This window comes from Marivita sp. (assembly GCF_051251565.1).
In the GTDB taxonomy this organism is placed as follows: Bacteria; Pseudomonadota; Alphaproteobacteria; order Rhodobacterales; family Rhodobacteraceae; genus Marivita.
On record NZ_JBPOFB010000004.1, the window covers coordinates 303,474 to 329,991 of the forward strand.

Sequence of the window (26,518 nt, forward strand, 5' to 3'; positions counted from 1 at the left end):
GCCCCTTGCTTGGTTGCGATTTGGTGCGATGTGTCTACGCGGCAGAGACAGGGGTCGCAAGGGGCCAGTCGAGGCTGGCCAGTCGGGTGAAGAGCGCCTCGATACCGGCGCGGTCGACATTGGCAAAAGCGACGCGGAATTGGCGGGCTCCCGATGGGTCCGTGGCGGGGGTGAACATGGTGCCGGGCAGGGCGAGCACGCCGATCTCTTGCACCAGTTTGGGAGCCAGTGTTGCGCTGCTTTCTGCAAAGGGATGTTCGAGATAGGCGAAATATGCCCCGCATCCCATCAGTCGCCAGCCATTGGCCGCAATGAGGGGCATGTGGTCTTCGATCGCTGCGCGCCGGTCCAGGATCTCGGCGCGTTCGCCAGCCAGCCAATCGCGCAGGTTTTGCAGCCCCCACAGCGCGGCGCGCTGGCCCAGTTGCGACGGGCAGATGGCGACCGTGTCGAGGAATTTTTCGATTTCGGACAGGAGGTCTTGGTTTGCGATGATCGCGCCGACGCGGTGGCCTGTCAGGCGGTAGGCTTTGGAGAAGGAGTAGAGCTGGATCAGGGTGTTGCCCCATGTGACGTCCGACAGCAGGCTGTGTGGCGGGCTGGGGCGGCTGTCGAAATCACGGTAGGTCTCGTCGACGATGAGCTTGATGCCGGTTTCGCGGGCGAGGTCGAAGAACGCGGAGAGCGTCTCTGCCGGGTATTCGACGCCGCCGGGATTGTTCGGTGTCACCAGCGCGATGGCGCGGGTTTTTGGTGTGATCAATGCGCGGGCGGCGGTGGGGTTTGGGATCAGATCTGCGCCTGTAGGAAGCGGGACAGCCGTCACGCCGGACATGTCGAGCCACATTTTATGGTTGAAATACCATGGGGTTGGCAGGATGACTTCATCCCCTTCGGCGCAGATTGACGCGATGGTGGCCGCAAAGGCCTGATTGCAGCCAGAGGTGATGGCAATCTGATCCGGGGTCGCAATGCCGTGGTAATGTGCTGACCATTGCGCGGCGAGTTCGTGCCGCAGCGCGGGCAATCCCAGCACCGGGCCATAGAGATGGGTTTCAGGCAGGTCCAACGCAGCGGCCATGGCGGCGCGCAGCGGGGCTGGAGGCGGATCGACGGGAGCGGCCTGGCTCACGTTGATAAGCGGTTGGTTGTCCGGGAAGGTCACACCGTCGAGCCAGCGGCGGGCCTCCATCACCGGAGGGGCGAATGTGGTCTTAGTGCGTGATGTCATGCCGGTCTTTCCACATTGAGCGCCTTCGGCGCGCTGATTTGTCTGATCTGAGGGGCGCTGCCCCTCGGCGCGTTGCGCCTCACCCCGAGGTATTTGTCGCCCAAAGAAACCGCGTCAGTCTGTACCGCGATAGGGTTCCACGTATTGCAGGGCCATGTCCCATGGGAAGAAAATCCAGGTGTCCTGACTGACTTCGGTGATGAAGGTGTTGACCTGCGGGCGGCCCATCGGCTTGGCGTAGACGGTGGCGATATGGGCATTGGGCATGTGCTTGCGCACGACTTCGAGCGTTTTGCCGGTGTCGACCAGATCATCCACCACCAGAACGCCGGTGCCGTCGCCGACGACGGACATGTCGGGGGATTTGATCACCCGCGGTTCGGTTTGGGACTGATGGTTGTAGCTTTTCACGCTGATTGTATCGACCATGCGAATGTCGAGTTCGCGCGCGACGATCATCGCCGGGGCCATGCCGCCTCGGGTGATGGCGACCACAGCGCGCCAGCCACCATCATCGGGACCTTCGCCCTGAAGCCGCCACGCAAGGGCGCGGGCGTCGCGGTGCAGTTGGTCCCAGCTGACGTGGAACCCTTTCTCGTGGGGAAGTCGGTCAGTCATGGCAGGCTCCTTTTTTATGTCAGCGTCCGAACAAAAGGCGCAGTCCAAGCGCGCCAAGGATTACGGAAGCTGTGCGGTCGATCATGGGTTTGAGCCGCAGATATCCGGCGCGGGCAGGGCCGCTGGACAGGCAGGCGGCAAACAAGGTGTAGACGATCAGTTCAACTACAAAGTGGTTCAGAACGATCAGGCCCTTTTGCCCAAGGCTGAGATCAGGTGGAAAGATCACCACCAGAACGGCACCGGCAAACAAGATGGATTTCGGATTTGCGGCGTTGATCAGCAGGCCGCCCAGAAACGCGCGGGCACCGGGATTGGCGCTGTCTGCGACCGGTGTGTGGGCGTGCTGCCAGAGCTGTACTGCAACCCATAGCAGGTAAAGCGCCCCTGCGATCTTAAGCGCAAGATAGGCCCACGGCACCACGGCAAAGACTGCGTTGAGGCCGAGCAAGGCTGCCCCAGTCCAGAGCGCCGCCATCAGCCCAAGCCCAGCCCCTGTGGCCACCCCCGTGGCAAAGCCACCGGCCACGGATTGGCGCAATGCGTACAGCAGCGCCGGGCCTGGGGCTGCCATGGCGGCCAGCAGGGTCAGGTTGAAGGCGATGAATTGGGCCGTGGTCATGGGGCCTTTATTCCTTGCTCATGTCCGGGGCATCAACGGCTTTCATGCCGACGACATGATATCCCGCGTCAACATGGTGGGTTTCGCCAGTGACACCAGATCCGAGGTCCGACAGCAGGTAAAGTGCGGATTTGCCCACATCGTCGATGGTCACGTTGCGGCGCAGTGGCGAATTGTATTCGTTCCACTTCATGATGTAGCGAAAATCGCCAATGCCGGAGGCGGCCAGTGTCTTGATCGGACCAGCAGAGATGGCGTTGACGCGGATGCCGTCTTTACCAAGGTCTTCGGCGAGGTAGCGGACAGAGCTTTCGAGTGCGGCTTTGGCCACGCCCATCACATTGTAATGCGGCATGATCCGCTCTGCACCGTAATACGTCATGGTGAGCGCTGCGCCGCCATTGGTCATCATCTTTTCTGCGCGCTGCATGACGGCGGTGAAGGAATAGACCGAGATGTCCATGGTCATCATGAAATTGTCGCGGCTTGTGTCAACGTACCGTCCGCGCAGTTCATTCTTATCGGAAAAGCCAATGGCATGGACAATGAAATCCAGGCTGTCCCAACGGGTCTTGAGGGCATCAAACAACGAATCGATTGATGCACCGTCGCCGACATCGCAGGGCAGAACGATGTCTGATCCAAGCTGTGCAGCAAGCGGATCAACGCGTTTTTTCAACGCATCGCCCTGATAGGAAAAAGCAAGCTCTGCGCCTGCGTCGCCAAGCGCGCGCGCAATGCCCCATGCGATGGATTTGTCATTGGCGAGGCCCATGATAAGCCCGCGCTTTCCCGCCATAATTTCGCTTTTCATGTCGCCTTGCCTTTTGTCTGTTCAGCTTCATGTCGTTTAGGCGAAGCATGCTTGCCCGGCAAGGCTGTCTGTGTCCGTGTGTCTGGCGCAATCCTGAGGTTACATAACGTCGCTGTGGACAACCCAGCATGTCGTCCGATACGCCGAGGCCGAGCCGTAGGAGGTTAAAATGAGTGATCGATCAGGGATATTTGCAGGGGATGATCCGTTTGTGATCGCCCGCAAATGGTTGTCTGAGGCAGAAGAGGCCGAGATCAACGACCCCAATGCGATTGCGCTGTCGACCGTAGATGCGGATGGCATGCCGAATGTGCGCATGGTTTTACTCAAAGAGATCGAAGATGACGCCTTTGTCTTTTACACGAATTACGACAGTCGGAAGGGGCAGGAGATCACCGCGGCTGGGAAGGCGGCTTTTGTCATGCATTGGAAATCCTTGCATCGGCAAATCCGGGTCAGGGGCACGGTCACCCGCGAAGACGGTGAAAAGGCCGATGCATATTACGCGTCGCGGTCTTTGAAGAGCCGTTTGGGGGCGTGGGCCTCGAAGCAATCGCAACCCCTTGGGTCTCGCACCGAGTTGATGGCCGAGGTTGCAAAACTCACTACCAAGCTGGGTACAAGTCCGAAGCGACCGCCGTTCTGGGGCGGTTTTCGGATAGAGCCAACTGAAATCGAGTTCTGGGCTGATGGGTCTTTCAGGTTACACGATCGGTTCAGGTGGGTCAGGCGTGACGCGGAAAAGTCATGGGAAATCAGTCGTTTGAATCCCTGACGTTCACGTTACGTGAATTGCAGGGTGGAAATATAGCCGTTTTTTCATGTAGTTTTGCCTTGAAAACCGAGCATGGGACGCCGACACTGTTGGTGGGAATTTGATGTTGGACAGAAACGTGGAACAAACACGACAACCTGACACACGGGTCGCAGGGTATGTGAAATGGTTTGACCCTGCGAAAGGGTTTGGCTTTCTTGTGTCGGACGAAGGCGGGCCTGATATCCTGCTGCATGCAAACGTGCTTCGAAACTTTGGACAGGGCTCGGTTGCGGACGGGGCGCGGATCAGCGTCGCTGTTCAAACGACCACTCGGGGATTGCAGGCGGTTGAAGTGCTTGAGATCGCACCGCCCGACCGGTCGGACGTTGCACCCCTTGAAGAGTTTACCGGCGTGTCACCCGAAGAGATCGCGGCCGCGCCGTTGGAACCAGCTCGGGTGAAGTGGTTCGACAAAGCCAAGGGCTTTGGCTTTGCCAACGTTTATGGCCGGTCCGAAGACATCTTTATCCATGTCGAGGTCTTGCGCCGTTCCGGTCTTTCGGATTTGCTCCCGGGCGAAGCGCTGGCGTTGCGATCCATCGAAAGCAATCGCGGGCGCATGGCGGTAGAGGTGCTCGCATGGGAAAGTGGTGTGGAATAGCAGCGGTCTTTGCGGTTGTCGCATCACAGGCAATCGCAGACGAACCCTGTAGGTCCGATACTGTTTTTCTGAAAGGCGATTGGGGCAGTGCCCGAATTTCCGTGGATGTTGCAGACACGCCTGAACGTCGAAGTCGCGGACTGATGTTTGTGGAAAGCATGCCGCGTATGAGTGGCATGCTTTTTGTATACGATCGCCCTCAGCTGGTCACCTTTTGGATGAAGAACACGCTGATCCCGTTGGACATGATTTTTGCCGACGCTTCGGGTGTGGTGCAGCGCGTGCATGACAATGCGGTGCCCGGCGATCTGACAAGCATACCAGGCGGCGATGCCATCCAGTATGTGTTGGAAATCAATGGGGGTATGGCCGAGCTGCTTGGAATCGACGCGGGCACAGAGATGCGCCATCCCGCCATTCCTGACGCTGTGGCCAGCTGGGCCTGTGCGTTCTGAGCAATACTGAAAAAAACCGCTTTTCAATTCCAGCAACGGCCGCTAAACGACGCGCAGTCGGGGCGTAGCGCAGCCTGGTAGCGCGACGGTTTTGGGTACCGTAGGTCGCAAGTTCGAATCTTGCCGTCCCGACCATTTCACCTTCCATAAAATATGAGCGGTGCATCTTTGGGTGCGCCGATTGCAGCGAACACGCGCTCAGTTCTTTTGCGGCGTTTGATGTGTGCCACATTTGGTGCACTGAACCGAGTCGCTGACACGGAAAATGGCCCGACTCGGGGCCGCGAAATGGGTTCATCCGCTTGGTCAAAGCCTGTGGATAACTTTCTGAGGGCACTTGGAATTTTATCCAATTGTTATCCACAGAGCTATACCAAGGGCATCCACAGCTGAATCACCACCTCTTGTGTCTTCGGTGTCGGTCAACCCAAAATCTATGCCAAAAATGGTAAAAAACGTGTTGACGAGTCTGTGAGAGATACGCCAGTTTGTGCAGGTCGATGCGATCAACCACAACATATAGTGTTTAGTGTCGGCAACAGGGACGAAACTACCGATCATAGGCTTTCAGGGGCTTAGCTGCGCGTTTTCGAATGCGCAGTCGGAACTTTCGTGCCTATCGCGGCCCCGTTGTGGGTCATGGGGTAGACACAGTAAAAAATGAGACCGGTGCGATGAAAATTGAAAGAAAATTCACAAAATCTGGGCAGGACGCGTACGAAGGCATCGAATTTGTTTCGACGACGTCGGAAATTCGGAACCCGGATGGATCCGTTGTCTTCAAGCTGGACAACGTAGAAGTACCCGACAGCTGGAGCCAGGTGGCCAGTGATGTCATCGCGCAAAAGTATTTCCGCAAGGCGGGCGTTCCGGCGACGTTGAAGAAGGTCAAGGAACAGGGCGTCCCAAGCTTCCTTTGGCGGTCGGTTCCCGTGGCCGACGACACACCGCGCACCGGCGAGGTGTCGTCCAAACAAGTGTTCGACCGTTTGGCGGGTGCTTGGACCTATTGGGGCTGGAAAGGCGGCTACTTCACAACCGAAGAAGATGCGCAGGCCTATTTTGACGAAATGCGCTTCATGCTGGCGACGCAAAAAGCCGCACCGAACAGCCCCCAGTGGTTCAACACCGGCCTGCATTGGGCGTACGGGATCGATGGCCCAAGCCAGGGTCACTATTATGTGGATTACAAATCCGGCGAACTGACCAAATCATCCTCGGCGTATGAGCACCCGCAACCCCATGCGTGCTTCATCCAGTCGGTCAAAGATGATCTGGTGGGGGATGGCGGCATTATGGACCTGTGGGTCCGCGAAGCGCGTCTGTTCAAATATGGGTCCGGCACCGGCACAAACTTCAGCTCGCTGCGTGCGGCAAGCGAACCGCTTTCGGGCGGCGGCAAGTCCTCGGGTCTGATGGGCTTCCTCAAGATCGGCGACCGCGCAGCGGGCGCGATCAAGTCGGGCGGCACCACGCGTCGTGCGGCCAAGATGGTCATTTGCGATGCCGACCACCCGGATATCGAGGAATTCATCAACTGGAAGGTCAAGGAAGAACAGAAGGTCGCATCCATCGTGGCCGGCTCCAAGATGCACGAGAAAATGCTCAACGCGATCTTCGCGGCACTTGGAAACTGGGACGGGCTTGAAGAAGACGCCTACGACCCCAAGAAAAACAATGCCTTGAAAGAGGCAATTCGCGCAGCAAAGAACGTGATGATCCCCGAGACCTATATCAAGCGGGTTCTGGATTATGCGCGGCAGGGCTATGCGAGCATCGAATTCCCGACCTATGACACCGACTGGGATTCCGAGGCCTATGCGTCTGTCTCGGGTCAAAACTCGAACAATTCGATCCGCGTCACCAATGCGTTCCTCAAGGCCGTCAAAGACGACGCCGATTGGGAACTGATCCGCCGCACCGATGGTAGCGTTGCCAAGACGATCAAGGCCCGCGACCTTTGGGAAGATGTGGGCCACGCCGCTTGGGCCTGTGCCGATCCGGGTATTCAGTTCCACACCACCGTCAACGAATGGCACACATGCCCTGAGGACGGCGAAATTCGTGGCTCCAACCCGTGTTCGGAATACATGTTCCTTGACGACACGGCGTGCAATCTTGCGTCGATGAACCTTCTGACCTTCCTCAAGGATGGTGAGTTCCAGTCCGAAGACTATATGCACGCGGCCCGTCTTTGGACGCTGACGCTCGAAATCTCGGTGATGATGGCGCAGTTTCCATCCAAGGAAATCGCCCAGCGGTCATATGACTTCCGCACGTTGGGTCTCGGCTATGCCAATATTGGCGGTTTGCTGATGAACCTTGGTTTCAGCTATGACAGCGACGAAGGCCGCGCACTGTGTGGTGCGCTGACCGCGATCATGACGGGCGTGTCCTACGCCACATCCGCCGAGATCGCAGGAGAGCTGGGCCCGTTCCCGGGCTACAAGAAAAACGCTGATCACATGCTGCGGGTCATCCGCAACCACCGCAACGCGGCCTATGGCGCAACGGATGGCTACGAGGCGCTTTCAGTCAAGCCGGTCGCACTGGATCATGCCAATTGCCCGGACAGCCGTCTGGTTGATCTGGCGATGGCCAGCTGGGATGAGGCGCTGCGCCTTGGGGAAAAGCACGGCTACCGCAACGCACAATCCACAGTGATCGCGCCCACGGGCACCATCGGTCTTGTCATGGATTGCGACACCACCGGGATCGAGCCAGACTTTGCGCTGGTGAAGTTCAAGAAGCTCGCTGGTGGTGGGTACTTCAAGATCATCAACCAGTCCGTGCCGGGCGCTCTTGAAAAGCTGGGCTATGCCTCTGCGCAGATCGAAGAGATCGTGTCTTACGCCGTGGGTCACGGCACGATCGGCAATGCGCCTGGCATCAACCACACCTCGCTTGCGGGTCATGGGTTTGGTCCGGCACAGCTTGCCAAGGTGGATGGGGCGCTGGCCGCAGCGTTCGACATTCGCTTTGTGTTCAACCAGTGGACACTGGGCGACGAGTTCTGCCGCGAAGTCCTGGGAATCCCCGAAGCCAAGCTGAACGACCCGACCTTTGATCTGCTGCGGCATCTGGGCTTTACCAAAGCTGAAATTGACGCTGCGAATGACCATGTCTGCGGAACGATGACTCTGGAAGGTGCGCCGTACCTTAAGGTGGAACATTACCCAGTCTTCGATTGCGCCAACCCGTGCGGCAAAAAGGGCAAGCGTTTCTTGTCGGTGCAGTCCCACATCACCATGATGGCCGCTGCCCAGTCGTTTATCTCGGGGGCGATCTCCAAGACGATCAACATGCCCAATGACGCGACTATCGAGGATTGCCAAAAGGCCTACGAGCTGAGCTGGTCGCTAGGCACCAAGGCCAACGCGCTCTACCGTGACGGTTCCAAGCTGTCGCAGCCTTTGGCGGCGTCGCTGGTCGAAGACGACGAAGAGGCGGCAGAGATCCTTGAAAGCGGATCAATGCCGGAAAAAGCGCAAGTGCTGGCCGAAAAGATCATCGAAAAGGTGATCATCAAGGAAATCCAGAAGTCGCACCGCGAAAAGATGCCAGAGCGCCGCAAGGGCTATACCCAGAAAGCCATCGTTGGTGGTCACAAGGTTTATCTGCGCACCGGCGAATACCAAGACGGCAATCTGGGCGAGATCTTCATCGACATGCACAAGGAAGGTGCGGGGTTCCGCGCCATGATGAACAACTTCGCAATCGCGGTGTCGGTCGGTCTTCAATACGGTGTGCCGCTCGAAGAATTTGTGGATGCGTTCACCTTCACCAAGTTTGAACCTGCCGGCATGGTGCAGGGCAATGACAGCATCAAGAACGCCACGTCCATTCTTGACTACATCTTCCGCGAATTGGCTGTGTCCTATCTGGACCGCACCGATCTGGCGCATGTGAAACCTGAAGGCGCGTCTTTCGACGATCTGGGCCGCGGCGAAGAAGAAGGCGTATCGAATGTGCGCGAGATCTCGGAAACCGCCGCGTCGCGGTCTCTCGAAGTGCTCAAGCAGATCAGCTCAACCGGGTATTTGCGCAAGCGTCTTCCGCAAGAACTGATCGTGTTGCAGGGCGGTCAGGCAGCAAGCATGAGCTTTGCCGCAGCCGATCCGGTGACGGCGCTCAACAACCTCGTGCCTGAAACGGGTGGTGTTGCAACCGTGGCTTTGGCGGCATCCACGACAACGACAAGCACCTCGGCCCCAGCGATGGCCGCTGTGACCCGCGCGAAGATGCAAGGTTATGAGGGCGAAGCCTGCGGCGATTGCGGCAACTACACCTTGGTGCGCAACGGCACCTGCATGAAGTGCAACACCTGTGGTGGCACGAGCGGGTGTAGCTAAACCGTACCCAGTCACGAGGCGGGTGCGCCCGCCTCTGACGCGCGCCGGGCCGCAGGCAGAATATTCCGAGCGGTGAACAAATTAAGAGCTCGGTGAGCGAAACTCGAAAGGGGGCCTTCTGCGGCCCCCTTTTTTTCCGTGTTTCTTTGGGCTTCAAATACCTCGGGGGAGGCCGAAGGCCGGGGGCAGAGCCCCCAGTCAGAACACGGAAACGATCCCGACCGCGTTGCGCAGTCGGGCGCGGGCGCGTGCAAGGCGGGACATGATTGTCCCCACGGGGACATCCAGTTCCTCGGCCAACTCGGACGGGGTCACGCCCTCATAGGCCACGCGTCGCAACAGCGCGCGGTCAGTTTTCGGCAAGCTGTCCAATTTGATCAGCACTTGGGTACAGAAACACGCCAACGCGGCGTCTTCGACCTGCGGCTCATAGCTGTCTTCCATCGGGGTCTCGCGTGCTGCGGACCGGGCGCGGCTGGCCGCGGCATGGCGCAGCGCAGTCATCATATAGGGAAGGGGCCGGGAAATCCGGGCCCCGATCGCTTCGCGTTCCAGAACGGCAAGGTAAACCTCGTGGCACAGGTCTTCGGCGTCCTGAGGGCTGCGCGACAGGCGCCGGGCGCGGGCGCGCAATTTGGAAAGGTGATGTGTGTCCATGCACACAGGTATGACAGCGGGAAAATCCCCGACCATCCCGGGGGTTTCCGCCGATGGCGAAACGCGGCCTGATGTGCGCGGTGGATTGCGCATGGCACGGTTGGATTTGGGCAGGTCTGCGCCGGGTTGCGCGTCGGCGGGACGCGGGTGCGGGTTTCGCGCTCATACAGGGTGAAGGTCGCAAACGCGGCGCTTCGTATACCAACAGAACTGGAGACCGATATGACTTTGTCCCTGACCCGCCTGATTGCTGCAAGTGTTGTGGCACTCCCCATGGCTGCTTTTGCTGCCGATTACATGGCCGCTGATGCCAACCAGGACGGCATGCTCTCGCTTGAAGAGGTGCAGGCCATTTTGCCCGAGGTGACAACAGACACGTTCCTTGCGGTGGATTCTGATGGCGATGGCCTGATCAACGCGGATGAGCTTGCCATGGCGCAGAGCGAAGGCTTGATGCCTGAAGCCGACAGCTAAGGCGCCGGTGTTTGGCGCGGCCTGTGGTGGGTCGCGCCTTCCTTTTTATCAAAATAGATTCAATAGATTACAGGTCTATCTTGATCTCTCCGCCCGGTGCCGCGGCGCGGGATTGGCACAGGATGATCTGATCCGTGCGCTGCGCATTCGACAGCACGAAATCCCGGTGTTCGACATCGCCGCTCAGAACCTTGGCTTTGCACACCCCGCAAATCCCGTCTGAACATTTCACATCCACCGCCACCCCGTTTTCGCTCAGAACATCCGTGGCAGTTTTGTCCGCCGGTACAGCAAAGCTGCGCCCATCCTTAAGCGTCAGGGTGAAGGGGTGGTTTTCATACTCGGGAAGATCCGGCACCGCGAAGTATTCCAGATGTTTTGTATCCTCCGGAAATCCCTTTAGATCAGCAGCTTGTATAACGGCGCTCATGTAAGCGTCTGGTCCGCAGGTATAGATGTGCTGGCCGTCCGTGTGGTTCGGCAGCAGCGCGTTCAGGTCTGCACGGCTGCCTTCGTCGCTCACATGGACTTGCACCTTGTCTGCCCAAGGGACGGCGCGCAGATCCTCTAGATATCCGGCTTCGGCGCGGGTCTTCACGGAATAATGCAGCGCAAAGGGCCGTCCCAACGCGTGCAGGCGGTGGGCCATGGGGATCATCGGCGTAACCCCGATCCCGCCCCCCATAAGCCAGGTAAAGCTTGCGTCTTCGATCAAGGGAAAATGGTTGATCGGGCGGGACACAAACACCCGTCTGTCTTGGGTGAAGATGCGGTGCAACAGCGCCGATCCACCGCGCCCGTGATCCTCGCGCAGCACGCCAATCTGGTAGACTGACCGATCCGCAGGGTCGCCGGACATCGAGTATTGCCGCAGGAATTCGGGGGCCACGACCAGATCAAGATGACCGCCGGCCGTCCATTCCGGCAGATCGGACCCGTCCACGCTGCGGAATTCGTATTTTGTGACCGAGGTCGACATCTGTTCGACCTTGCTGACAATGACCGGCACCACCGGACTTTCTGTGGCGTCTTTGGTCCGGTGCAGGTGGGAGGTGTCGCCCTTGGCCAGTCGCGATTTGTGCTCATCCGCACTGACCATACTGCCATAAGCGGCGATCCCTGCTTCGCGGTCCATTGGATCGGGATAGGGGTAGGGATGCGGCGCCAGCGGTGCCGGGTAGACGGCAAGGGTCTGGTCCTCGTATTTCAGCCTGAGGTCCGTTTGCAGATCGCGCGCGTTCACGGGATGCTGCGTCGGACGATACCCTCCGTCTTCCTGCAATTCGAGATCCCACCACCATTTTTTCACCGGGTTCAGCCCACCGCGCCCAACGGCATCGTCAAGCTTGGCCAGAAGAGGTGCCGCTTGGGGTACGTTCATCGCAGCCCATCGGAACGGCTTTTCGGCAAACAGCCCTTCGAGGTTCCAGGGGCAGGTCTTCATGCAGCGCCCGCACATCGCGCCGCCTTCGGTGGTGATGCGATAGGTGGCGCATTTCTGACTGTCGGATTTCCAGATCTCGTAGCCGTTGAACATCCGCTTTGGCCCGGCGGTGATTGCCCCCGAGGGACATTCGCGGGCGCATTTGTTGCAGCTCTCGCAAAAGCGTTGCAGGCCAAAGTCGATGGGTTTGTCATGCGCCAGCGGCATGTCGGTGGTCACGACGCCAGATTTCAGGCGGGGGCCAAGGAACGGGTTGAGGATCACTTCGCCAATGCGGCTCACCTCGCCCAGACCGCTGAGCAGCAGCAGTGGCGGTTGCAGGACCTCACCATCCATCACGCTATGGGCTTTGGCGCTATAGCCCAGATTGCGGATTTGCCGGGCGATCACGCCGCCCAAAAGCGAGAACCGCAAATAAGCGCGCATGGATTGCGCCACGCTGATCCAGTCGTCGCCGGACGCGCCTTCCATCGTCTCGAACCCTTGGTCGATGATGATGCTGATGGCTTGATCATGCGGCGGGTCAATAGGATCGCCGCGGGCGTCATGGCTGTACCATGCCCAGTCAGGGCATCGGCTTATTCCAATGGCATCGACGCCCAGCCAATAGGCGGTGGCCTTGATCGCGTTGGCGTGCAGTTCTGGCGCGGGAGCAACTGCGGCGGCGGCGGGTGCGCCGTCTTGCAGCAATACAAACGCCCCCAGCACCCGGCGCTGTGCCGATGAGGGCGCGGCCTTACGAACGTAATATCCGCCCTTTGCGCCATCCTGAACTTTTTTGCCCATGTCCCCGAACTGCGCGCGCGCAAACAGGTCAGCGCGCTTTGGCACGCGGGGGACGTTGGGTTCGTCGATATAGGTGGTCGGCGTATCCACCCTTTTGAGCGTCTCGAACGGGTGCGCGCCGTCCACATAACGACGACTGTCGAACGGGTTGCCGTTCATGGCAGATCGCGCGGATGTGGTGCCCAGTGCCCATGCCAGCCCAGAGGTCAGGGCTTTGGGCTGGTCGGGCGACAGGGGGGTATCCTGTGCCAGCTCGAAAGTGGTGGTCACCACGGCAACTCCGAACCTGTCGCCCAGCCACGGATTGCTCAGGCGTCCGGCCTTTGGAACGGCCAGACCAGCAGCCACCGTGCAGATGTTGAGATCCACATCGGTGCTCGTCGCGGAATGGGCCTTTGCGTCCCAGCCAAGCAGGCGGATGTAATTGGCGATCACCACGGCGGTTTCGGTGGCGCGCAGGCAAGCTCGATGCTGTTGCGCGTCTGCGATCCATTCAGTGCCGGTTTCGCCGCGCTTGGGATCCCGGGGGATTTCATAAAGAAACACCAATGCGGTGTGGTGGCTGTCGATGGTGCCGGATGGGGCCTGCATCGACTCTTTCAGGTCCGCCATAATTAGGTCAATCCCGGCAGCGAGGGTCTTGGTCTGGCGGGTTTTCAGATCATTGGCCAGCCGGTCAATATCCGGGTTCCGGCGAGGGTCACGCAAGCGTGCCTGAGCGAGCAACGGGCCAATTCCCACCATGGCGGCATCCGAAAAATAGCCGAATGCTTTCAGATGATTGGCGCGCTCTGTTATATCATCGGGACAGGCAGATTTGACCTTGTTCACAAAGCCGTCGCGGATTGCATCCATCATTGCCTGGTAGTCGGTCATCGCGTTGACGATCGACGAGGGGTCGTCGGGTCGGCGAAAGCTGCATCCGGGATGTCGCGGGAGGGTTGACAGGTCGGGCATTGGGCCGCGTTCGGCGCGTTCCAACGGGAACGGCCCCAAATGCACGGGCCGGGTTTTGTCGGAAAAGAACCGCAGTCCCATGATGTCCTCCCAATAGGCGTTGTGATGTGCGCCTTGGCTAAAGCATCATTCTAAACGCGGGACTGCAAGGCATGAAAATCCTTCAGCGTTTTTCCGGCCTCGTCGACAAACAGCCCGGGCAGTGGGGTGAGACCGGCCACGCGATCCATGCGGAACGTCGCAAAGCTGCTGTCGGTTTCGTCCCAGACCACGCAGGTCCAGATGCGTCCCCAGTAATCAAGATGCAATGGGCGGATCGTGTGGGTCTGGTCTTCGCCGTCCAGCCGCAGTTGAAGTTTCTGGCGCGCGCGGATCGCCTTTCTAAAGGCGGGCATGTGGCGAAAGCCCTGTGCGGCTTCGGCAAACGGGTAGGTGGCAAACCCGAACCGAGCCGATGGGTTGCCGACGTCTTCGGGCAAAACTGCGTCGATCTTGTCAGCCAGCGCCCGCGCGGCGGCGGCCAGATCCTCGGTTTCGGAAACGCCCACGGCGGCAAGGCCCATATGCAGCGCCTCAAGTTCGGTCTGGGTGAGATTGAGCGGCGGCAGGGTGATCATCGCGCGTGCGGTATACCCGGACCCGCGCGCGCCTTCGACGGGCACACCCGACGCCGCAAGCGTGTCCATATCGCGGTAGATGGTGCGCACCGACACGCCCAAATCCTGCGCCATCGCCTCGGCGGTGTGCAAGGTGCCATCCTTGAGGCGTTGCATTAGGGCGTAAAGCCGGTCGCTGCGTTTCAACTTTGTCTTCCTGTGATTCTGCCATGCGGTACCGCCCCAATACTGACAAAAAACTGTCAACTGACAAGCTCTTGACAAAAACGCATGAAATTGGCGTGTTTTCCGGCTTTCGGATGGGCGTGCGAGTCATTAGATAAGCCAAGTGGAATACAACGCAGGCAGGAGCCTGCCGGTTAGGAGAGACTTCATGGGTATCGGAAATATCGGTCTGCCGGGACTTTTGCTCATCGCCGTTGTCGTGCTGGTGCTGTTTGGCCGGGGCAAGATTTCGGCACTGATGGGCGAAGTGGGCAAAGGCATCACCGCGTTCAAAAAGGGCGTGGATGAAGGCAAGCAAGAGCTTGAGGAACAGAAATCCGAAAGCGCCAAGGACGTGACGCCCGAGGACGAGAAAGACAAGGTCTAACCGCATATGTTCGATCTTGGCTTTGCCGAGCTGTTGGTGATCGGGATCGTGGCGTTGATCGTCGTGGGCCCAAAGGATCTGCCGGTGCTCTTTCGGAAGGTTGGCAACTTCATGGGCAAGGCCCGTGGAATGGCGCGCGATTTCTCGCGGGCCATGAACGAGGCTGCGGACGAGTCAGGCGTGCGGGACGTGCAAAAGACGTTTAAATCCGCAACCAACCCGTTGGGCAGTGCGATGGACGGCGTCAAGGATGCGGCAAAGTCGATGACGAATATCGACGCCGACAGCAACACCGGAAAACTGTCCGCTGAACGCGAAGCGGCCAAACGAAAGATTGAGGTCAGCGCCGCGCGCGCGGCCGCAGATCGCAAGAAACGCGAAGCGGATGAGGCCCTGAAAAAGGCTGAAGACATGGAAGCGGCGTTAAAATCAGACGACGCGCCGAATAAGGACACATGACATGAGCGCCCGCGACGACGACCTTGAGGAAAGCAGCGCGCCACTCATCGAACATCTGGCAGAGCTGCGCACCCGGTTGATCCGGTCCGTGCTGGCACTGCTTGCGGGCATCTGCGTTCTGTTTATCCCCATTCAGGGGGATTTTCTGGCCGAGCATGTGTTGCGGTTCCTGCTGGTCCCGATCGAAGACACGCTGCGCGCGCTTGGTGATCCGTCGCCCACGCTGCAATACACAAGCCCGCAGGAATATCTGTTTGTGTTGTTCCGCATCGGTCTGGTGTTCGGCTTTGCGCTGTCTTTTCCGGTGATTGCGCACCAGATGTGGCGGTTTGTGGCGCCAGGGCTGTACAAGTCCGAGAAATCCGCGTTTCTGCCGTTTGTGATCGCCTCGCCAGTGATGTTCATGCTTGGGGCCGCGTTTGCGCATTTCGTGGTCACACCATTGGCGATGTCGTTCTTCCTTGGATTTACAGATGCACCGTCGCTCTTTGCCAACCTATTGACCGATACTGTCGATGTGGACGCGAACGCCGTGGTGCCTGCCACGAATGACGGCTTGAAGATCACGTTCTTCGGCAAGGTCAATGAAAGCCTGCAAACCTCGCTGGTGTTTATCATGGCCTTCGGATTGTGCTTTCAGTTGCCGGTGCTGCTGACGCTGATGGGCAAGGCCGGGTTGGTATCGGCTGACGGTTTGGGCAGTGTGCGCAAATACGCGATGGTGGCCATTTTGATCCTTGCCGCCTTGGTAACACCCCCAGATGTGGTCACGCAGTTGATCTTGTTCACGGTCGTATACGGGCTTTACGAAGTGTCTATTATCCTTGTGCGTGTGGTCGAAAAGAAGCGCGAAAAGGAATTGCGCGCCCAAGGCTTGTGGTTCGAAGACGATCCCGCAGACAGCATGGACGACGATCCATTGATGCGCGAATTTGACGAGGACGCCAAGAAGTGACCGACCCGTTGGAACGGATTGCCTCTGCGTTGGAGCGGTTGGCCCCGGCACCGCAGCCTGCACCGGATTTTGACGCGGCAGACGCCTTTGTCTGGCACGTGGACCCCGATCATCTGCAACCCGTGCACAAGGTCAGTCGTGTTCCTGTTGACCTGCTGATCGGTGTGGACCGGAGCCGTGACACGCTGCTGACCAACACGCGGCAATTCGCCAAAGGCCTGCCCGCGAACAACGCGTTGCTTTGGGGCGCGCGGGGCATGGGCAAATCCAGCCTCGTGAAAGCGGTGCATGCCGCGGTTCTGGACGACGGTGTGCCGGTCAAGCTGGTCGAATTGCAGCGTGAGGATTTGCCTAGCGTGGCACGCCTTCTCAACTTACTGCGGGCGTCTGACCATCGGTTTGTGCTGTTTTGTGACGATCTGAGCTTTAGCCATGATGACCAGCATTACAAATCGCTCAAGGCCGTTCTGGATGGCGGGGTCGAGGGGCGACCTGACAACGTGGTGTTTTATGCCACGTCGAACCGCCGTCATCTGATGCCGCGCGACATGATCGAAAACGAACGCGGATCCGCAATCAACCCGTCTGAGGCGGTCGAGGAGAAAGTGTCACTATCGGATCGGTTCGGGCTGTGGCTTGGTTTTCATCCGTGTGATCAGGACGACTACCTTGCGATGATCCGGGGCTATTGCGATGCGCATGGGGTTGCTATTGACGATGTGACCTTGCGGGCCGAGGCGATCGAATGGCAAGCTACACGCGGTGCGCGGTCAGGCCGGGTGGCATGGCAGTATTTCACCGATCTGGCCGGTCGTCAGGGTGTGATGCTTTAGGCCCGGCTGTTTGGCAGGGAGCGCCTGTTGGCGAAGTGTTTATCTGCGCACCAGAATTTTATGGGCGATGCCAAGAATCTTCGTACGAAGATTCTGACGACCATCTGTTAAAAAATTGCAAACGACGATCTTTTGTCTCGTTGCTCAGCCAAAGTGTAACCGGCGTGTCGTCCAAAGCCCGGTACCTGAAAAAGCCGCACCTGTGATGGGCGCGGCTCTCCCTTAACCCCTTCATCACGTCCGCCGACGACGGCCCCCGACACGCCCGGCGCGCCCGCGTCCTTCGTGACCCGCTTTGGGGGGCTGCTTGTTGAACTCGATCCACGAGCCGCCACCTTCGTCATTGTTGGTCAGGAAATTGGCCGCGCGGATTGCTTCCATTTCCTTCCCGGGGCGCGGTTTGGTTGAGCCAAGTCCGAACAGGATGCAGAACGTTTCGTCGTCCATGTCTTCAGGAAGGACAAGGCCGGCTGCTGCGACCTCGGCTTTCTTCTCGGCGAGTTTGATCGCACCGACGGGAAGGGCGACGGGGTTCATGATGGCGCTGGTCATGCCAGCACCCATCGCCATCGGCAGAAATGCGTTGTTGATGCCGTGGCGGTTGGGCAGACCGAAGCTGATGTTGGAGGCCCCGCAGGTGGTGTTAACGCCCAGCTCTTCGCGCAGGCGACGCACAAGGGTAAAGACCTGAAGTCCGGCCGTGCCCATCGCGCCGATAGGCATGACCAGCGGGTCAACCACGATGTCATGCGCGGGGATGCCGAAGTCGGCGGCGCGTTCGACGATCTTCTTGGCGACGGCAAAGCGCACATCGGGATCTTCAGAGATGCCGGTATCGTCGTTCGAGATCGCCACGACGGGAACGTTGTATTTCTTGACCAGCGGCAGGACAAGCTCAAGCCGTTCTTCTTCGCCGGTGACAGAGTTCAGCAACGGGCGGCCTTCGGCGGCGGCAAGGCCGTTTTCGAGCGCGCCGGGCACCGAACTGTCGATGCACAGCGGACAATCTGTGATGGCCTGCACGCGCTGCACAAGTTCGCGCATCAGCGTGGGTTCGACAAAGTTGTTGTCGGCATAGCGCGGGTCTTCTGCCATCTTGTTTGAGAACACAGCGCCCGAATTGATGTCGAGGATATTTGCGCCTGCCGCCACCTGCGCCAAGGCATCCGCTTCAACCCGGCTGAAATCGCCGCGCTCTAGCTCTTCGTTCAGGATCTTGCGGCCTGTCGGGTTGATCCGTTCGCCAATGACGCAGAACGGCTGATCAAATCCGATAATGGCGGTTTTGGTCTTGGACTCGACGATCGTGCGGGTCATGCGGCTACTCCTTGAATGCGGGCCAGAATGTCCGGCAACGCGGGGTCTGTGAAATCCTGTACGGTCAGATCGGCACCGGCGGCGCGCAGCGTAGCGTCGTCAAGGCCAGAGCGGATGCCAATGCTATACGCCCCAGAGGCAGCGGCGGCGCGCATACCCGAAGGGCTGTCCTCAAAGGCGATGCAGTCGGATGGGGTTTCGCCCAAAGCCTTCATCGCGGTCAGATATGGCAGCGGATGTGGCTTGCCATGCGCGCATTCCTCGCCGATCACGATGACGTCGAACCGGTCGCGCAGGCCGATGGCGCGCAGCATCGCTTCGGCGTTCAGGCGCATGGCGTTGGTGACTACGGCCACCTGCCAGCCCTGCGTCTGTGCGCGGTTTAGAAACGCCTCCAGCCCCGCGGTGGGAGGGTAGGGCGCGGGCAGGCGGGCGCGGAACTGGGCCTCTTTCCAATCGCTGAGGGCCTGCGGGTCGGGCTCATCGGGCAGATGATCTGCAAAGACATCGACATTCAGACGACCATGCACCTGTTCAAGGTAAAACCCATTGGGCACCGGCAGGCCACGGGACATCCACAATTCCGTAAACACGGCCTCGTGGATCGGGTCCGAGTGCAGCATTGTGCCGTCGAGGTCAAAAAGCAGAGCTGGCATATTGTGTCAGTCAGCTGCGGCCGGTGCGGTTCCGGCACCGCCGTTTTCAATCGCCCAGGTGGCGTTGGCCGTGATCCCGCCCAGTGGGAAGAAATGCACCTGTTCGATGTTGAAATCCGGGTTCTTGGCCTTGTGCGCGGCCAACTTGGTCAGCACCTCTGTCGGTTCATAGGGCAAGAGTAGCTTGGTCACGTCCATTGCGCGTTTTTGCAAAACCTTCAGCGACGGACCAACACCGCAAGCGATGGCGAATTTGATCAGGGTTTGCAGTTTTGCAGGTCCGGCTATGCCAATATGCACGGGGATCGTGATGCCCGCCGCCGACAGGTCATCGACCCATTTGATAATGGGGTCCGCGTCAAACGCAAATTGCGTGGCCAGCGCCATCTTGGCGTCGGTGCGCTCGGAAAACGCCTGTTTCCAGCGCAGCGCGTCTTCGACGTTTTTCATCCCGCCATTGGGGTCGATGTCTTTGTTACCTTCGGGGTGACCGGCGACATGCAGGCGTGTAAAGCCCGCCTTGTCGAACAATCCGGTTTCCATAAGCTGCATGGAGCTGTCGAACGCGCCATGCGGTTGCGCGACGCCGCCAGCCAGCAAAAGTGCCTGATCGACACCTGCTTCGCCCTGATAGCGGGCAATCCAATCGGCCAGCATGGCCTGATCTTTGATGATGCGCGCGGGAAAGTGCGGCATAACCGGGTAGCCATCATCGGAAAGGCGTTTTGCGGTGGCGACCATGTCTTCGATGGGTGTGCCTTCGATATGGGCGATATAAACACGGGTGCCGGGTGCCAGCAGGGCGCGGAAATCGGCGACCTTTTCCGCGGTACGTGGCATGACTTCGATCGAGTAGCCTTGCAGGAACGCAGCCATCTCGGGCGTGGTGCCGGTGCCTGCGTCGTCGCGCTTGCGGAAATTCAACAATGCCATGATGGCCTCCCTCAGGGTCATGGGGACTTAAGCCCAGCCTTCGTTATCAATCAGCGTCTTGAGACGCGCCTTGTCATATTCTGTGTCGATCCGGGCAAGTTCGGCTGCGCATACCTCATCGGGCTCGCCTTCGACCTCGTAGGGGGCGGCCTTGCGCCATTCGGCAAGATAACTGTCTGTGTCAGAGGCACCGATTTTCATTGCGGCGCGGTCAATCGCTTGTTCGAACCGTTCGGGCAATTGCGCCTTTGATCCGCGGCGGCCTTTGCCGACGATCACCTGCGCCGGGATATCGCGCCAATAAACAATTGTGACATCCGGCATCCGCTGATTCCTTCGATTGACTTGCGCCTTGGTAGATGACGCTGGCACCCATGTAAGTGCGGTTTTCGACTTGTCCGCTTCTGTCTGCGACCCACTATGACAATACGGCAGGGCGATGTGGATGGCGATGCAATGCGGTGCCTAAAATTCTCAGGCTTTGCATGAGTTTTGTTCATAACCGCGTCCAGCTGCATTACGAAACTTGCGATAGTTCAAAAGCCCGCATAGGGTTGGGGTAACTTACATATTCGGAAGGCGCAAAGTCATGGCGCCAAAGCGTCCCAGAGGTGCGGGCGCATTCCCGAAACCGGTAGAGAGCCCCGCGCCGTCACGGCCCGATCCATCAGAGCTTTATGCCGCGCTGGACTTGGGTACTAACAGTTGTCGCATGTTGATTGCCCAGCCAAAGGGCAACCAGTTTCACGTGGTCGACAGCTTTTCCAAATCTGTCCAATTGGGCGCAGGTCTTGAGAAATCTGGCCGGCTCAGTCGCGCGTCCATGAACCGGACGATTTCGGCATTGCGGGTGTGCCAGCAGAAGATTCGCCGCCACGAGGTGACGCGGATGCGGCTTGTTGCCACCGAAGCGTGCCGCCGGGCGCACAACGCACGGGAATTTATCCGTCAGGTGAAACGCGAAGCGGGCCTGACGCTTGAAATCATCCAACCCGAGGAAGAAGCCCGGCTTGCGGTGATTTCCTGCGCGCCGCTGGTCAGCACCAAGACCGAGCAATTGCTGGTGGTCGATATCGGGGGGGGGTCAACCGAACTGGTCTGGATTGATCTGACGGCGGTGCCGAGCTTTGACCGCCCGCGCGCGATCATGCGCCTGCATGCGGGCTTTCACACCAAGGACAGTCCGTTTCCGGCCGCCCGCGTGGTCGATTGGATCAGCGTGCCGCTGGGGGTTGCAACACTCAGGGACCAATTCTCGGACGTTGAAAGTGACAGCGCCCGCTATGCGCTGATGAGCTGGTATTTCGAGGAAAATCTGGCCGAATTCGCGCCCTACAAGAATGAACAGGCGCGCGATGGGTTCCAGATCATCGGCACCAGCGGCACAGTGACAACCGTTGCCGCCAGCCATCTGGGGCTTAAACGGTACGACCGGACAAAGGTGGACGGGCTGCGCATGACCTCGGATCAGATTGAAAAGGTGATCTCGGGGTATTTGCATCTTGGCCCCGAAGGACGCCGGGCCGATCCGCGCATCGGGCTGGACCGTCAGGCGCTGATCATGTCGGGGGCCGCGATCTTGCAAGCGCTGTTGCGGTGCTGGCCCACGGATCGGTTGTCCGTGGCGGATCGCGGTCTGCGCGAAGGTTTGCTTTACGCGCAGATGTCGGCGGACGGTGTGCTGGAAGACGGACCGTTCTGAGCGTCAGCCCAAAAGGCTGATCACCCGACGCAGCGCCAGCTCGTAGCCTTCAACGCCGAACCCGGCGAGCACGCCATCGGCACGGGCCGAGACATAGGAATGGTGACGGAACGCCTCGCGTTTGTGGACGTTCGAGATATGCACCTCGAACACCAGCCCTTCATAGGCCTGCAATGCATCGTAGATAGCGACCGATGTGTGCGTGAAAGCGCCGGGGTTGATAATGATGGCCACCGAAGTTTCGCGGGCCTCGTGAATCCAGTCGATGATCTGGCCCTCGTGGTTCGATTGCTCTGATCTGATTACGACACCTGCCGGACCCGCAAGGGCGCTGCACTTTGCGGTCACATCGTCCAGAGTGTCCGCGCCGTAAATCTCGGGTTCCCGTTTGCCCAAAAGGTTGAGGTTTGGGCCGTTGATCAGAAAAACGGTGTGCGACATGACGATGCTCCATCTGTGGTGCTTTAGCTGTGCCAGCTTGCCACGATCCGTGCAACCGGCTTCCCTAATGCTTTAGCCACGAGTTGCGATTGATTTGTACCGAAAGGCTGGGCTAGGGGAGAGGGACATCTCATCCAAATCCCGGAGCCCCGCATGACCCAATACGCAATTGAAACGCCGCCCGTTGTGACGTTGCCCGTGGCAGGAGAAGACACAGTGTTCCCGGTGCGCCGCATTTACTGCATCGGTCGGAACTACGCGGCGCATGCTATCGAGATGGGGCACGACCCGGACCGCGAAGACCCATTCTTTTTTCAGAAAAACCCGGACAACCTGAATGCATCCGGCGTGTTTCCCTATCCGCCGCACACATCGGATGTGCATCACGAAGCGGAGATGCTGGTTGCGCTTCGGAGCGGTGGAAAAAACATTCCGGTGGACACGGCGCTGGACCACGTCTTCGGCTACGGTCTTGCGCTGGATATGACGCGGCGTGATCTTCAGGGCGTCGCCAAAAAAGCGGGCCGCCCGTGGGAAATCGGCAAGGCGTTTGAACACTCCGCGCCCTGCGGCCCTGTGCATCTGGTCTCGGAAGTAGGCCACCCGGACCAAGGCTATCTTGAGCTAAAGGTCAACGGAGAGGTCCGTCAGCAAGGCGATCTGAACCAGATGATTTGGAAGGTGCCCGAGATGATTTCCTACCTGTCCGAATATTTCGAACTGGCCCCCGGCGATGTGATCCTGTCGGGTACCCCGTCCGGTGTTGGCCCAGTGTCAGTGGGCGACACGATGGAGCTGTCGATTGATGGGTTGGGTATGTTGACGGTGACCGTCGCCTGAACCATCCCTCACTGCTTGGTGTTGATCCGGCTTCTGTTTGCGCAGAGGCCGGATTTTTTGTTGGTGCGCGCGCTGTGCTGGTGCGTATGTTCGGCGCAACACATTTGGGAGAACCGGCAATGGCAAACAAGATCGACAGGCAGTCAGAGGGCGTGTTCATCATCGCCGCCACGCCTTTCTCAAGCGATGGCGCACTGGATTTGGACAGCACCGACCAGATGGTCGACTTCTATCTTGAGTGCGGTGTTTCGGGCATGACCATTCTTGGCATCATGGGTGAGGCACCAAAACTCGCGGGTGAGGAATCGGCGCGTTTTGCCAACCATGTTCTGGACCGGGTTGCGGGTAGAGTGCCCGTGGTTGTTGGTGTGTCGGGGGCCGGGCTTGATAATATGGCACGCCTGTCGCACAGCGTGATGGATGCAGGTGCGGCGGGTGTGATGGTCGCCCCGATGCCGGGACTTGGAACCGAGGCCAAACTGCGGGGATATTTCGCGCAGGTCTGTGGTGCGCTTGATCAGGATGTGCCTGTGTGCCTTCAGGACTATCCGCAAACGACGGGCGTGCAGTTCAGCGTAGAGACGATCCTGAACCTTGCCCGCGATCACGACCAGATTGTCATGCTCAAACACGAGGATTGGCCGGGCCTGAACAAGCTGTCCCGCGTGCGGGCCGAGACTGGCACCGCCGACATCCCGCGCTTGTCGATCCTGACCGGCAACGCAGCGCTGTTCCTGCCGCAGGAGCTTCAGCGCGGGGCGGATGGCGCGATGACGGGCTTTGCCTATCCCGAGATGCTCGTGCAGGTGGTCGCGCGTCACAAAGCGGGCGATGCGGACGGGGCCGAAGATTTGTTTGACGCCTATCTGCCGATGGTGCGCTACGAGCAACAGCTTGGTCTTGGCCTCGCCATTCGCAAGGAAATTCTGCACCGTCGCGGCGTGTTGGCAAGCGCCAAGGTGCGCGCGCCGGGGCCGTCCATGACCAAGGCCGACCACACAGAACTCACGCGGCTGATGGACCGGCTGGACCGCAAGCTGGCGGCGCTGGAATAACACAAGGGCGCACACAGAAGGGAGACATCCATGCAGCATGATTTGGTGATCAAGGGTGGCACGCTCGCCACAGCTTCGGACACGTTTGGCGCTGATATCGGCATCCGCGATGGGCGCATTGCCACATTGGGCCATGACCTGACCGGCGATGACGTGATCGACGCCACGGGAAAGCTGGTTTTGCCCGGCGGGATCGAGGCGCATTGCCATATCGCGCAGGAAAGCGGCATGGGGCTGATGACGGCGGATGATTATGAGACCGGGTCGATCTCCGCGGCCTTTGGGGGCAATTCGTGCTTTGTGCCCTTTGCCGCACAGAAAAAAGGGCAGAGCGTGGCCGAAACGCTGGCCACCTATGATGGCCGTGCCGCACCCAAATCGGTGATCGATTATTCTTACCACCTGATCCTGACCGATCCGAACGCGGATGTTTTGGCCGAACTGCCCGATGCCTTCGCACGCGGTGTGACGTCGTTCAAGGTGTTCATGACCTACGCCACCCGCGTCAGCGATGCACAGTTTCTGGATATCCTCACGGTGGCGCGCCGACATGGCGGGCTGACCATGGTGCATGCCGAAAACCACGACATGCTGACATGGATGGCCACGAACTTGGTCAAGAACGGCTATACCGATCCCAAGTACCACGCCCCCGCGCGTCCCGCGTTGGCCGAGGAAGAGGCGATCAACCGTGCGATCAGCCTGTCCAAGCTTACAAATGCGCCTTTGATGATCGTGCATGTCTCGACCCCCAAAGGCGCACAATTGGTGGCACAGGCGCGGGCCGACGGGGCCTATGTGTTTGGCGAAACCTGTCCGCAATACCTGTTCCTGACGCGGGACGATCTGGACCGGCCCGGACAGGACGGCGCAAAGTATATCTGTTCGCCACCGCTGCGTGACACCGAGACCCAAGACGTGCTTTGGCGTCATATTGCGGGCGGCACGTTCAGCGTTGTGACCTCGGACCATGCGCCGTTCCGGTTTGACGAAAGCGGTAAATTCTCGAATGGGCGCGATGTGGATTTCCGCCAGATCGCCAACGGGATGCCGGGGATCGAGATGCGCCTGCCCATGCTGTTTTCGGAAGGTGTGGTCAAAGGCCGGATCAGCCTGAACCAATTCGTGGCCCTGTCATCGACCAACGCGGCGCGGCTTTACGGGATGCACCCGACCAAGGGCACGCTGGCCATAGGAGCGGATGCCGACATTGCCATCTGGGATCCGACGGACACCCGCATCGCCGGAGAAATGCATGACGCGATGGACTACAACCCCTTTGAGGGCATGAAGGTGACAGGCTGGCCGGTGACTGTGCTCACGCGCGGTCGGCGCGTGGTGGATCAGGGCACATTGGTGGCCAAACCCGGCGACGGCGCGTTCGTGAAACGCGGACGCAGCGATCTGTCGGGTCTGACGGGAACACGTCTGCCTGAAACCGATCCTGCAACGAATTTCGGCGCACAGGTGTTGCGATGACCGGACCGATTGTTGTCATCAACCCCAACTCGAACAAGGCGGTCACTGACGGTCTTAAAGACGCGCTGGCGCGGTTTGATCTGCCCGGTGGCCCGGACATCGAATGTCTGACCCTTTCCGAAGGGCCGTTCGGTATCGAAAGCCAGCGCGATTCTGACAGCGTTATCCTGCCCTTGGCTGCGCTGATGCAGTCACGTCCCGATGCGGGAGCCTTTGTGATTGCCTGTTATTCGGACCCCGGCCTCGACACTTGTCGGTCGGTTGTCCCGCAGCCTGTCTTCGGAATTCAGGAAAGCGGCGTGCTGACCGCAATGGCGCGGGCCGATCGGTTCGGGATCATCGCCATTGCCCAGGCGTCGGTCCCGCGTCACCGCCGCACAATGGCGCGCATGCAGGTGCTGGACCGATTGGCCTGTGAGATCCCGTTGAACATGAGCGTCGACGAAAGTGCACGCGGTGCGGGCACGTTTGATCGCTTGATTGAAGTGGGGTCCGACCTGAAAATACAGGGTGCTGGCGCCATCATCTTGGGCTGTGCCGGAATGGCGCGTCATCGTGCCGGGCTTGAGACCGAATTGAACATGCCTGTCATTGACCCCACCCAAGCTGCCGTTGCGATGGCCCTCGGCGCACTGCTGGCAGGCTGAGACACATCACTCGACGTTCGGCAAAAGACACAAAAAAACGCGCCGAAGCGCGTTTGATGTCGTAGCAATTTGACCGCTTGGTCTAATTTTGGCTCCGGCGGTAGGGATCGAACCTACGACCAATTGATTAACAGTCAACTGCTCTACCGCTGAGCTACGCCGGA

Annotated in this window: 26 protein-coding genes and 2 tRNA genes; 15 read left to right on the forward strand and 13 right to left on the reverse strand. The window is 59.3% G+C overall.

The annotated features are described in order from the left end of the window. Positions 1-34: 34 nt before the first annotated feature. The 4 genes from ACSHXH_RS08180 to fabI all read right to left on the reverse strand — a co-directional run bounded on the left by ACSHXH_RS08180 (position 35) and on the right by fabI (position 3,285). Positions 35-1,231 (reverse strand): aminotransferase, encoded by a 1,197-nt coding sequence (locus tag ACSHXH_RS08180; protein WP_435671287.1) that lies wholly within the window; start codon positions 1,229-1,231, stop codon positions 35-37. 114 nt (positions 1,232-1,345) lie between these two features. After that, entirely contained in the window at positions 1,346-1,849 is a 504-nt protein-coding gene (gene gpt / locus ACSHXH_RS08185; RefSeq protein WP_435671288.1) for a xanthine phosphoribosyltransferase, read from the reverse strand. Positions 1,850-1,868: 19 nt separating this feature from the next. After that, the gene (locus ACSHXH_RS08190; RefSeq protein WP_435671289.1) at positions 1,869-2,471 is read right to left on the reverse strand and encodes a LysE family translocator; all 603 of its coding nucleotides are present in this window, start codon (positions 2,469-2,471) and stop codon (positions 1,869-1,871) included. A 7-nt stretch (positions 2,472-2,478) separates the two neighbouring features. Next, positions 2,479-3,285 carry an enoyl-ACP reductase FabI gene (gene fabI / locus ACSHXH_RS08195; protein ID WP_435671290.1) on the reverse strand — a complete coding sequence of 269 codons (807 nt, stop codon included), beginning with the start codon at positions 3,283-3,285 and terminating at the stop codon, positions 2,479-2,481. Between the two features lie 169 nt (positions 3,286-3,454). Between fabI and pdxH the strand changes: the two genes are divergently transcribed. The 5 genes from pdxH to ACSHXH_RS08220 all read left to right on the forward strand — a co-directional run bounded on the left by pdxH (position 3,455) and on the right by ACSHXH_RS08220 (position 9,510). Beyond that, positions 3,455-4,060, forward strand: coding sequence for a pyridoxamine 5'-phosphate oxidase (gene pdxH / locus ACSHXH_RS08200; protein ID WP_435671291.1), 606 nt, complete (start codon positions 3,455-3,457; stop codon positions 4,058-4,060). A 103-nt stretch (positions 4,061-4,163) separates the two neighbouring features. Continuing rightward, a complete protein-coding gene (locus ACSHXH_RS08205) occupies positions 4,164-4,703 on the forward strand; it encodes a cold-shock protein (RefSeq protein ID WP_435671292.1) in 540 nt (179 codons plus the stop codon). Beyond that, a complete protein-coding gene (locus ACSHXH_RS08210) occupies positions 4,682-5,158 on the forward strand; it encodes a DUF192 domain-containing protein (protein ID WP_435671293.1) in 477 nt (158 codons plus the stop codon). The genes ACSHXH_RS08205 and ACSHXH_RS08210 overlap by 22 nt, the downstream gene beginning before the upstream one ends. A 58-nt stretch (positions 5,159-5,216) precedes the next feature. After that, positions 5,217-5,293 (forward strand) — tRNA-Pro (locus tag ACSHXH_RS08215). 539 nt (positions 5,294-5,832) lie between these two features. Continuing rightward, a complete protein-coding gene (locus ACSHXH_RS08220; RefSeq protein ID WP_435671294.1) occupies positions 5,833-9,510 on the forward strand; it encodes a vitamin B12-dependent ribonucleotide reductase in 3,678 nt (1,225 codons plus the stop codon). Positions 9,511-9,708: 198 nt separating this feature from the next. On the opposite strand, the gene ACSHXH_RS08225 is transcribed toward ACSHXH_RS08220, so the two are convergent. Further along, positions 9,709-10,167, reverse strand: coding sequence for an RNA polymerase sigma factor (locus tag ACSHXH_RS08225; protein ID WP_435671295.1), 459 nt, complete (start codon positions 10,165-10,167; stop codon positions 9,709-9,711). 222 nt (positions 10,168-10,389) lie between these two features. On the opposite strand from ACSHXH_RS08225, the gene ACSHXH_RS08230 reads away from it, so the two are divergent. Then, the gene (locus ACSHXH_RS08230; protein ID WP_435671296.1) at positions 10,390-10,641 is read left to right on the forward strand and encodes a hypothetical protein; all 252 of its coding nucleotides are present in this window, start codon (positions 10,390-10,392) and stop codon (positions 10,639-10,641) included. A 67-nt stretch (positions 10,642-10,708) separates the two neighbouring features. On the opposite strand, the gene ACSHXH_RS08235 is transcribed toward ACSHXH_RS08230, so the two are convergent. Both ACSHXH_RS08235 and ACSHXH_RS08240 read right to left on the reverse strand, forming a co-directional pair. Then, complete coding sequence (locus ACSHXH_RS08235; RefSeq protein ID WP_435671297.1) at positions 10,709-13,909, reverse strand: reductive dehalogenase; 3,201 nt, start codon at positions 13,907-13,909, stop codon at positions 10,709-10,711. A 50-nt stretch (positions 13,910-13,959) separates the two neighbouring features. After that, on the reverse strand, positions 13,960-14,631 hold the full coding sequence (locus ACSHXH_RS08240; RefSeq protein ID WP_435671298.1) for a helix-turn-helix transcriptional regulator: 672 nt from the start codon (positions 14,629-14,631) through the stop codon (positions 13,960-13,962). Between the two features lie 187 nt (positions 14,632-14,818). On the opposite strand from ACSHXH_RS08240, the gene ACSHXH_RS08245 reads away from it, so the two are divergent. Genes ACSHXH_RS08245 through ACSHXH_RS08260 form a run of 4 tightly spaced genes read left to right on the forward strand, consistent with a single transcriptional unit; the run spans position 14,819 to position 17,284 of the window. After that, complete coding sequence (locus tag ACSHXH_RS08245) at positions 14,819-15,037, forward strand: twin-arginine translocase TatA/TatE family subunit (RefSeq protein WP_435671299.1); 219 nt, start codon at positions 14,819-14,821, stop codon at positions 15,035-15,037. Positions 15,038-15,043: 6 nt separating this feature from the next. After that, a complete protein-coding gene (gene tatB / locus ACSHXH_RS08250) occupies positions 15,044-15,496 on the forward strand; it encodes a Sec-independent protein translocase protein TatB (protein WP_435671300.1) in 453 nt (150 codons plus the stop codon). Position 15,497: 1 nt separating this feature from the next. Next, positions 15,498-16,451, forward strand: coding sequence for a twin-arginine translocase subunit TatC (gene tatC, locus ACSHXH_RS08255; protein WP_435671301.1), 954 nt, complete (start codon positions 15,498-15,500; stop codon positions 16,449-16,451). Then, the gene (locus ACSHXH_RS08260) at positions 16,448-17,284 is read left to right on the forward strand and encodes an ATP-binding protein (protein ID WP_435671302.1); all 837 of its coding nucleotides are present in this window, start codon (positions 16,448-16,450) and stop codon (positions 17,282-17,284) included. The genes tatC and ACSHXH_RS08260 overlap by 4 nt, the downstream gene beginning before the upstream one ends. A gap of 234 nt (positions 17,285-17,518) precedes the next feature. On the opposite strand, the gene ACSHXH_RS08265 is transcribed toward ACSHXH_RS08260, so the two are convergent. The 4 genes from ACSHXH_RS08265 to ACSHXH_RS08280 are packed head-to-tail and all read right to left on the reverse strand — an operon-like array spanning position 17,519 to position 20,514. Then, positions 17,519-18,601, reverse strand: coding sequence for a methyltetrahydrofolate cobalamin methyltransferase (locus ACSHXH_RS08265; RefSeq protein WP_435671303.1), 1,083 nt, complete (start codon positions 18,599-18,601; stop codon positions 17,519-17,521). Beyond that, on the reverse strand, positions 18,598-19,257 hold the full coding sequence (locus ACSHXH_RS08270) for an HAD family hydrolase (protein WP_435671304.1): 660 nt from the start codon (positions 19,255-19,257) through the stop codon (positions 18,598-18,600). The genes ACSHXH_RS08265 and ACSHXH_RS08270 overlap by 4 nt, the downstream gene beginning before the upstream one ends. A 6-nt stretch (positions 19,258-19,263) precedes the next feature. After that, positions 19,264-20,190 carry a methylenetetrahydrofolate reductase gene (locus ACSHXH_RS08275; protein WP_435671305.1) on the reverse strand — a complete coding sequence of 309 codons (927 nt, stop codon included), beginning with the start codon at positions 20,188-20,190 and terminating at the stop codon, positions 19,264-19,266. A gap of 27 nt (positions 20,191-20,217) precedes the next feature. Beyond that, positions 20,218-20,514: a virulence factor gene (locus ACSHXH_RS08280; RefSeq protein ID WP_435671306.1), complete on the reverse strand. Its 297-nt coding sequence runs from the start codon at positions 20,512-20,514 to the stop codon at positions 20,218-20,220. A gap of 265 nt (positions 20,515-20,779) precedes the next feature. Between ACSHXH_RS08280 and ACSHXH_RS08285 the strand changes: the two genes are divergently transcribed. After that, complete coding sequence (locus ACSHXH_RS08285; protein WP_435671307.1) at positions 20,780-21,892, forward strand: Ppx/GppA phosphatase family protein; 1,113 nt, start codon at positions 20,780-20,782, stop codon at positions 21,890-21,892. Between the two features lie 3 nt (positions 21,893-21,895). Here the strand turns inward: ACSHXH_RS08285 and aroQ are convergent, their stop codons facing one another. Further along, positions 21,896-22,333, reverse strand: a complete 438-nt coding sequence (aroQ, locus tag ACSHXH_RS08290) for a type II 3-dehydroquinate dehydratase (protein ID WP_435671308.1) — start codon at positions 22,331-22,333, stop codon at positions 21,896-21,898. A gap of 153 nt (positions 22,334-22,486) precedes the next feature. Here aroQ and ACSHXH_RS08295 point away from each other — a divergent pair, with 153 nt between their 5' ends. The 4 genes from ACSHXH_RS08295 to ACSHXH_RS08310 all read left to right on the forward strand — a co-directional run bounded on the left by ACSHXH_RS08295 (position 22,487) and on the right by ACSHXH_RS08310 (position 26,354). Continuing rightward, entirely contained in the window at positions 22,487-23,173 is a 687-nt protein-coding gene (locus ACSHXH_RS08295) for a fumarylacetoacetate hydrolase family protein (RefSeq protein WP_435671309.1), read from the forward strand. A gap of 119 nt (positions 23,174-23,292) precedes the next feature. Beyond that, on the forward strand, positions 23,293-24,228 hold the full coding sequence (locus tag ACSHXH_RS08300) for a dihydrodipicolinate synthase family protein (protein ID WP_435671310.1): 936 nt from the start codon (positions 23,293-23,295) through the stop codon (positions 24,226-24,228). A gap of 30 nt (positions 24,229-24,258) precedes the next feature. Then, a complete protein-coding gene (gene hydA, locus ACSHXH_RS08305; RefSeq protein ID WP_435671311.1) occupies positions 24,259-25,707 on the forward strand; it encodes a dihydropyrimidinase in 1,449 nt (482 codons plus the stop codon). Next, on the forward strand, positions 25,704-26,354 hold the full coding sequence (locus ACSHXH_RS08310; RefSeq protein WP_435671312.1) for an aspartate/glutamate racemase family protein: 651 nt from the start codon (positions 25,704-25,706) through the stop codon (positions 26,352-26,354). The genes hydA and ACSHXH_RS08310 overlap by 4 nt, the downstream gene beginning before the upstream one ends. Positions 26,355-26,443: 89 nt before the next feature. On the opposite strand, the gene ACSHXH_RS08315 is transcribed toward ACSHXH_RS08310, so the two are convergent. Continuing rightward, a tRNA-Asn gene (locus ACSHXH_RS08315) sits at positions 26,444-26,518 on the reverse strand.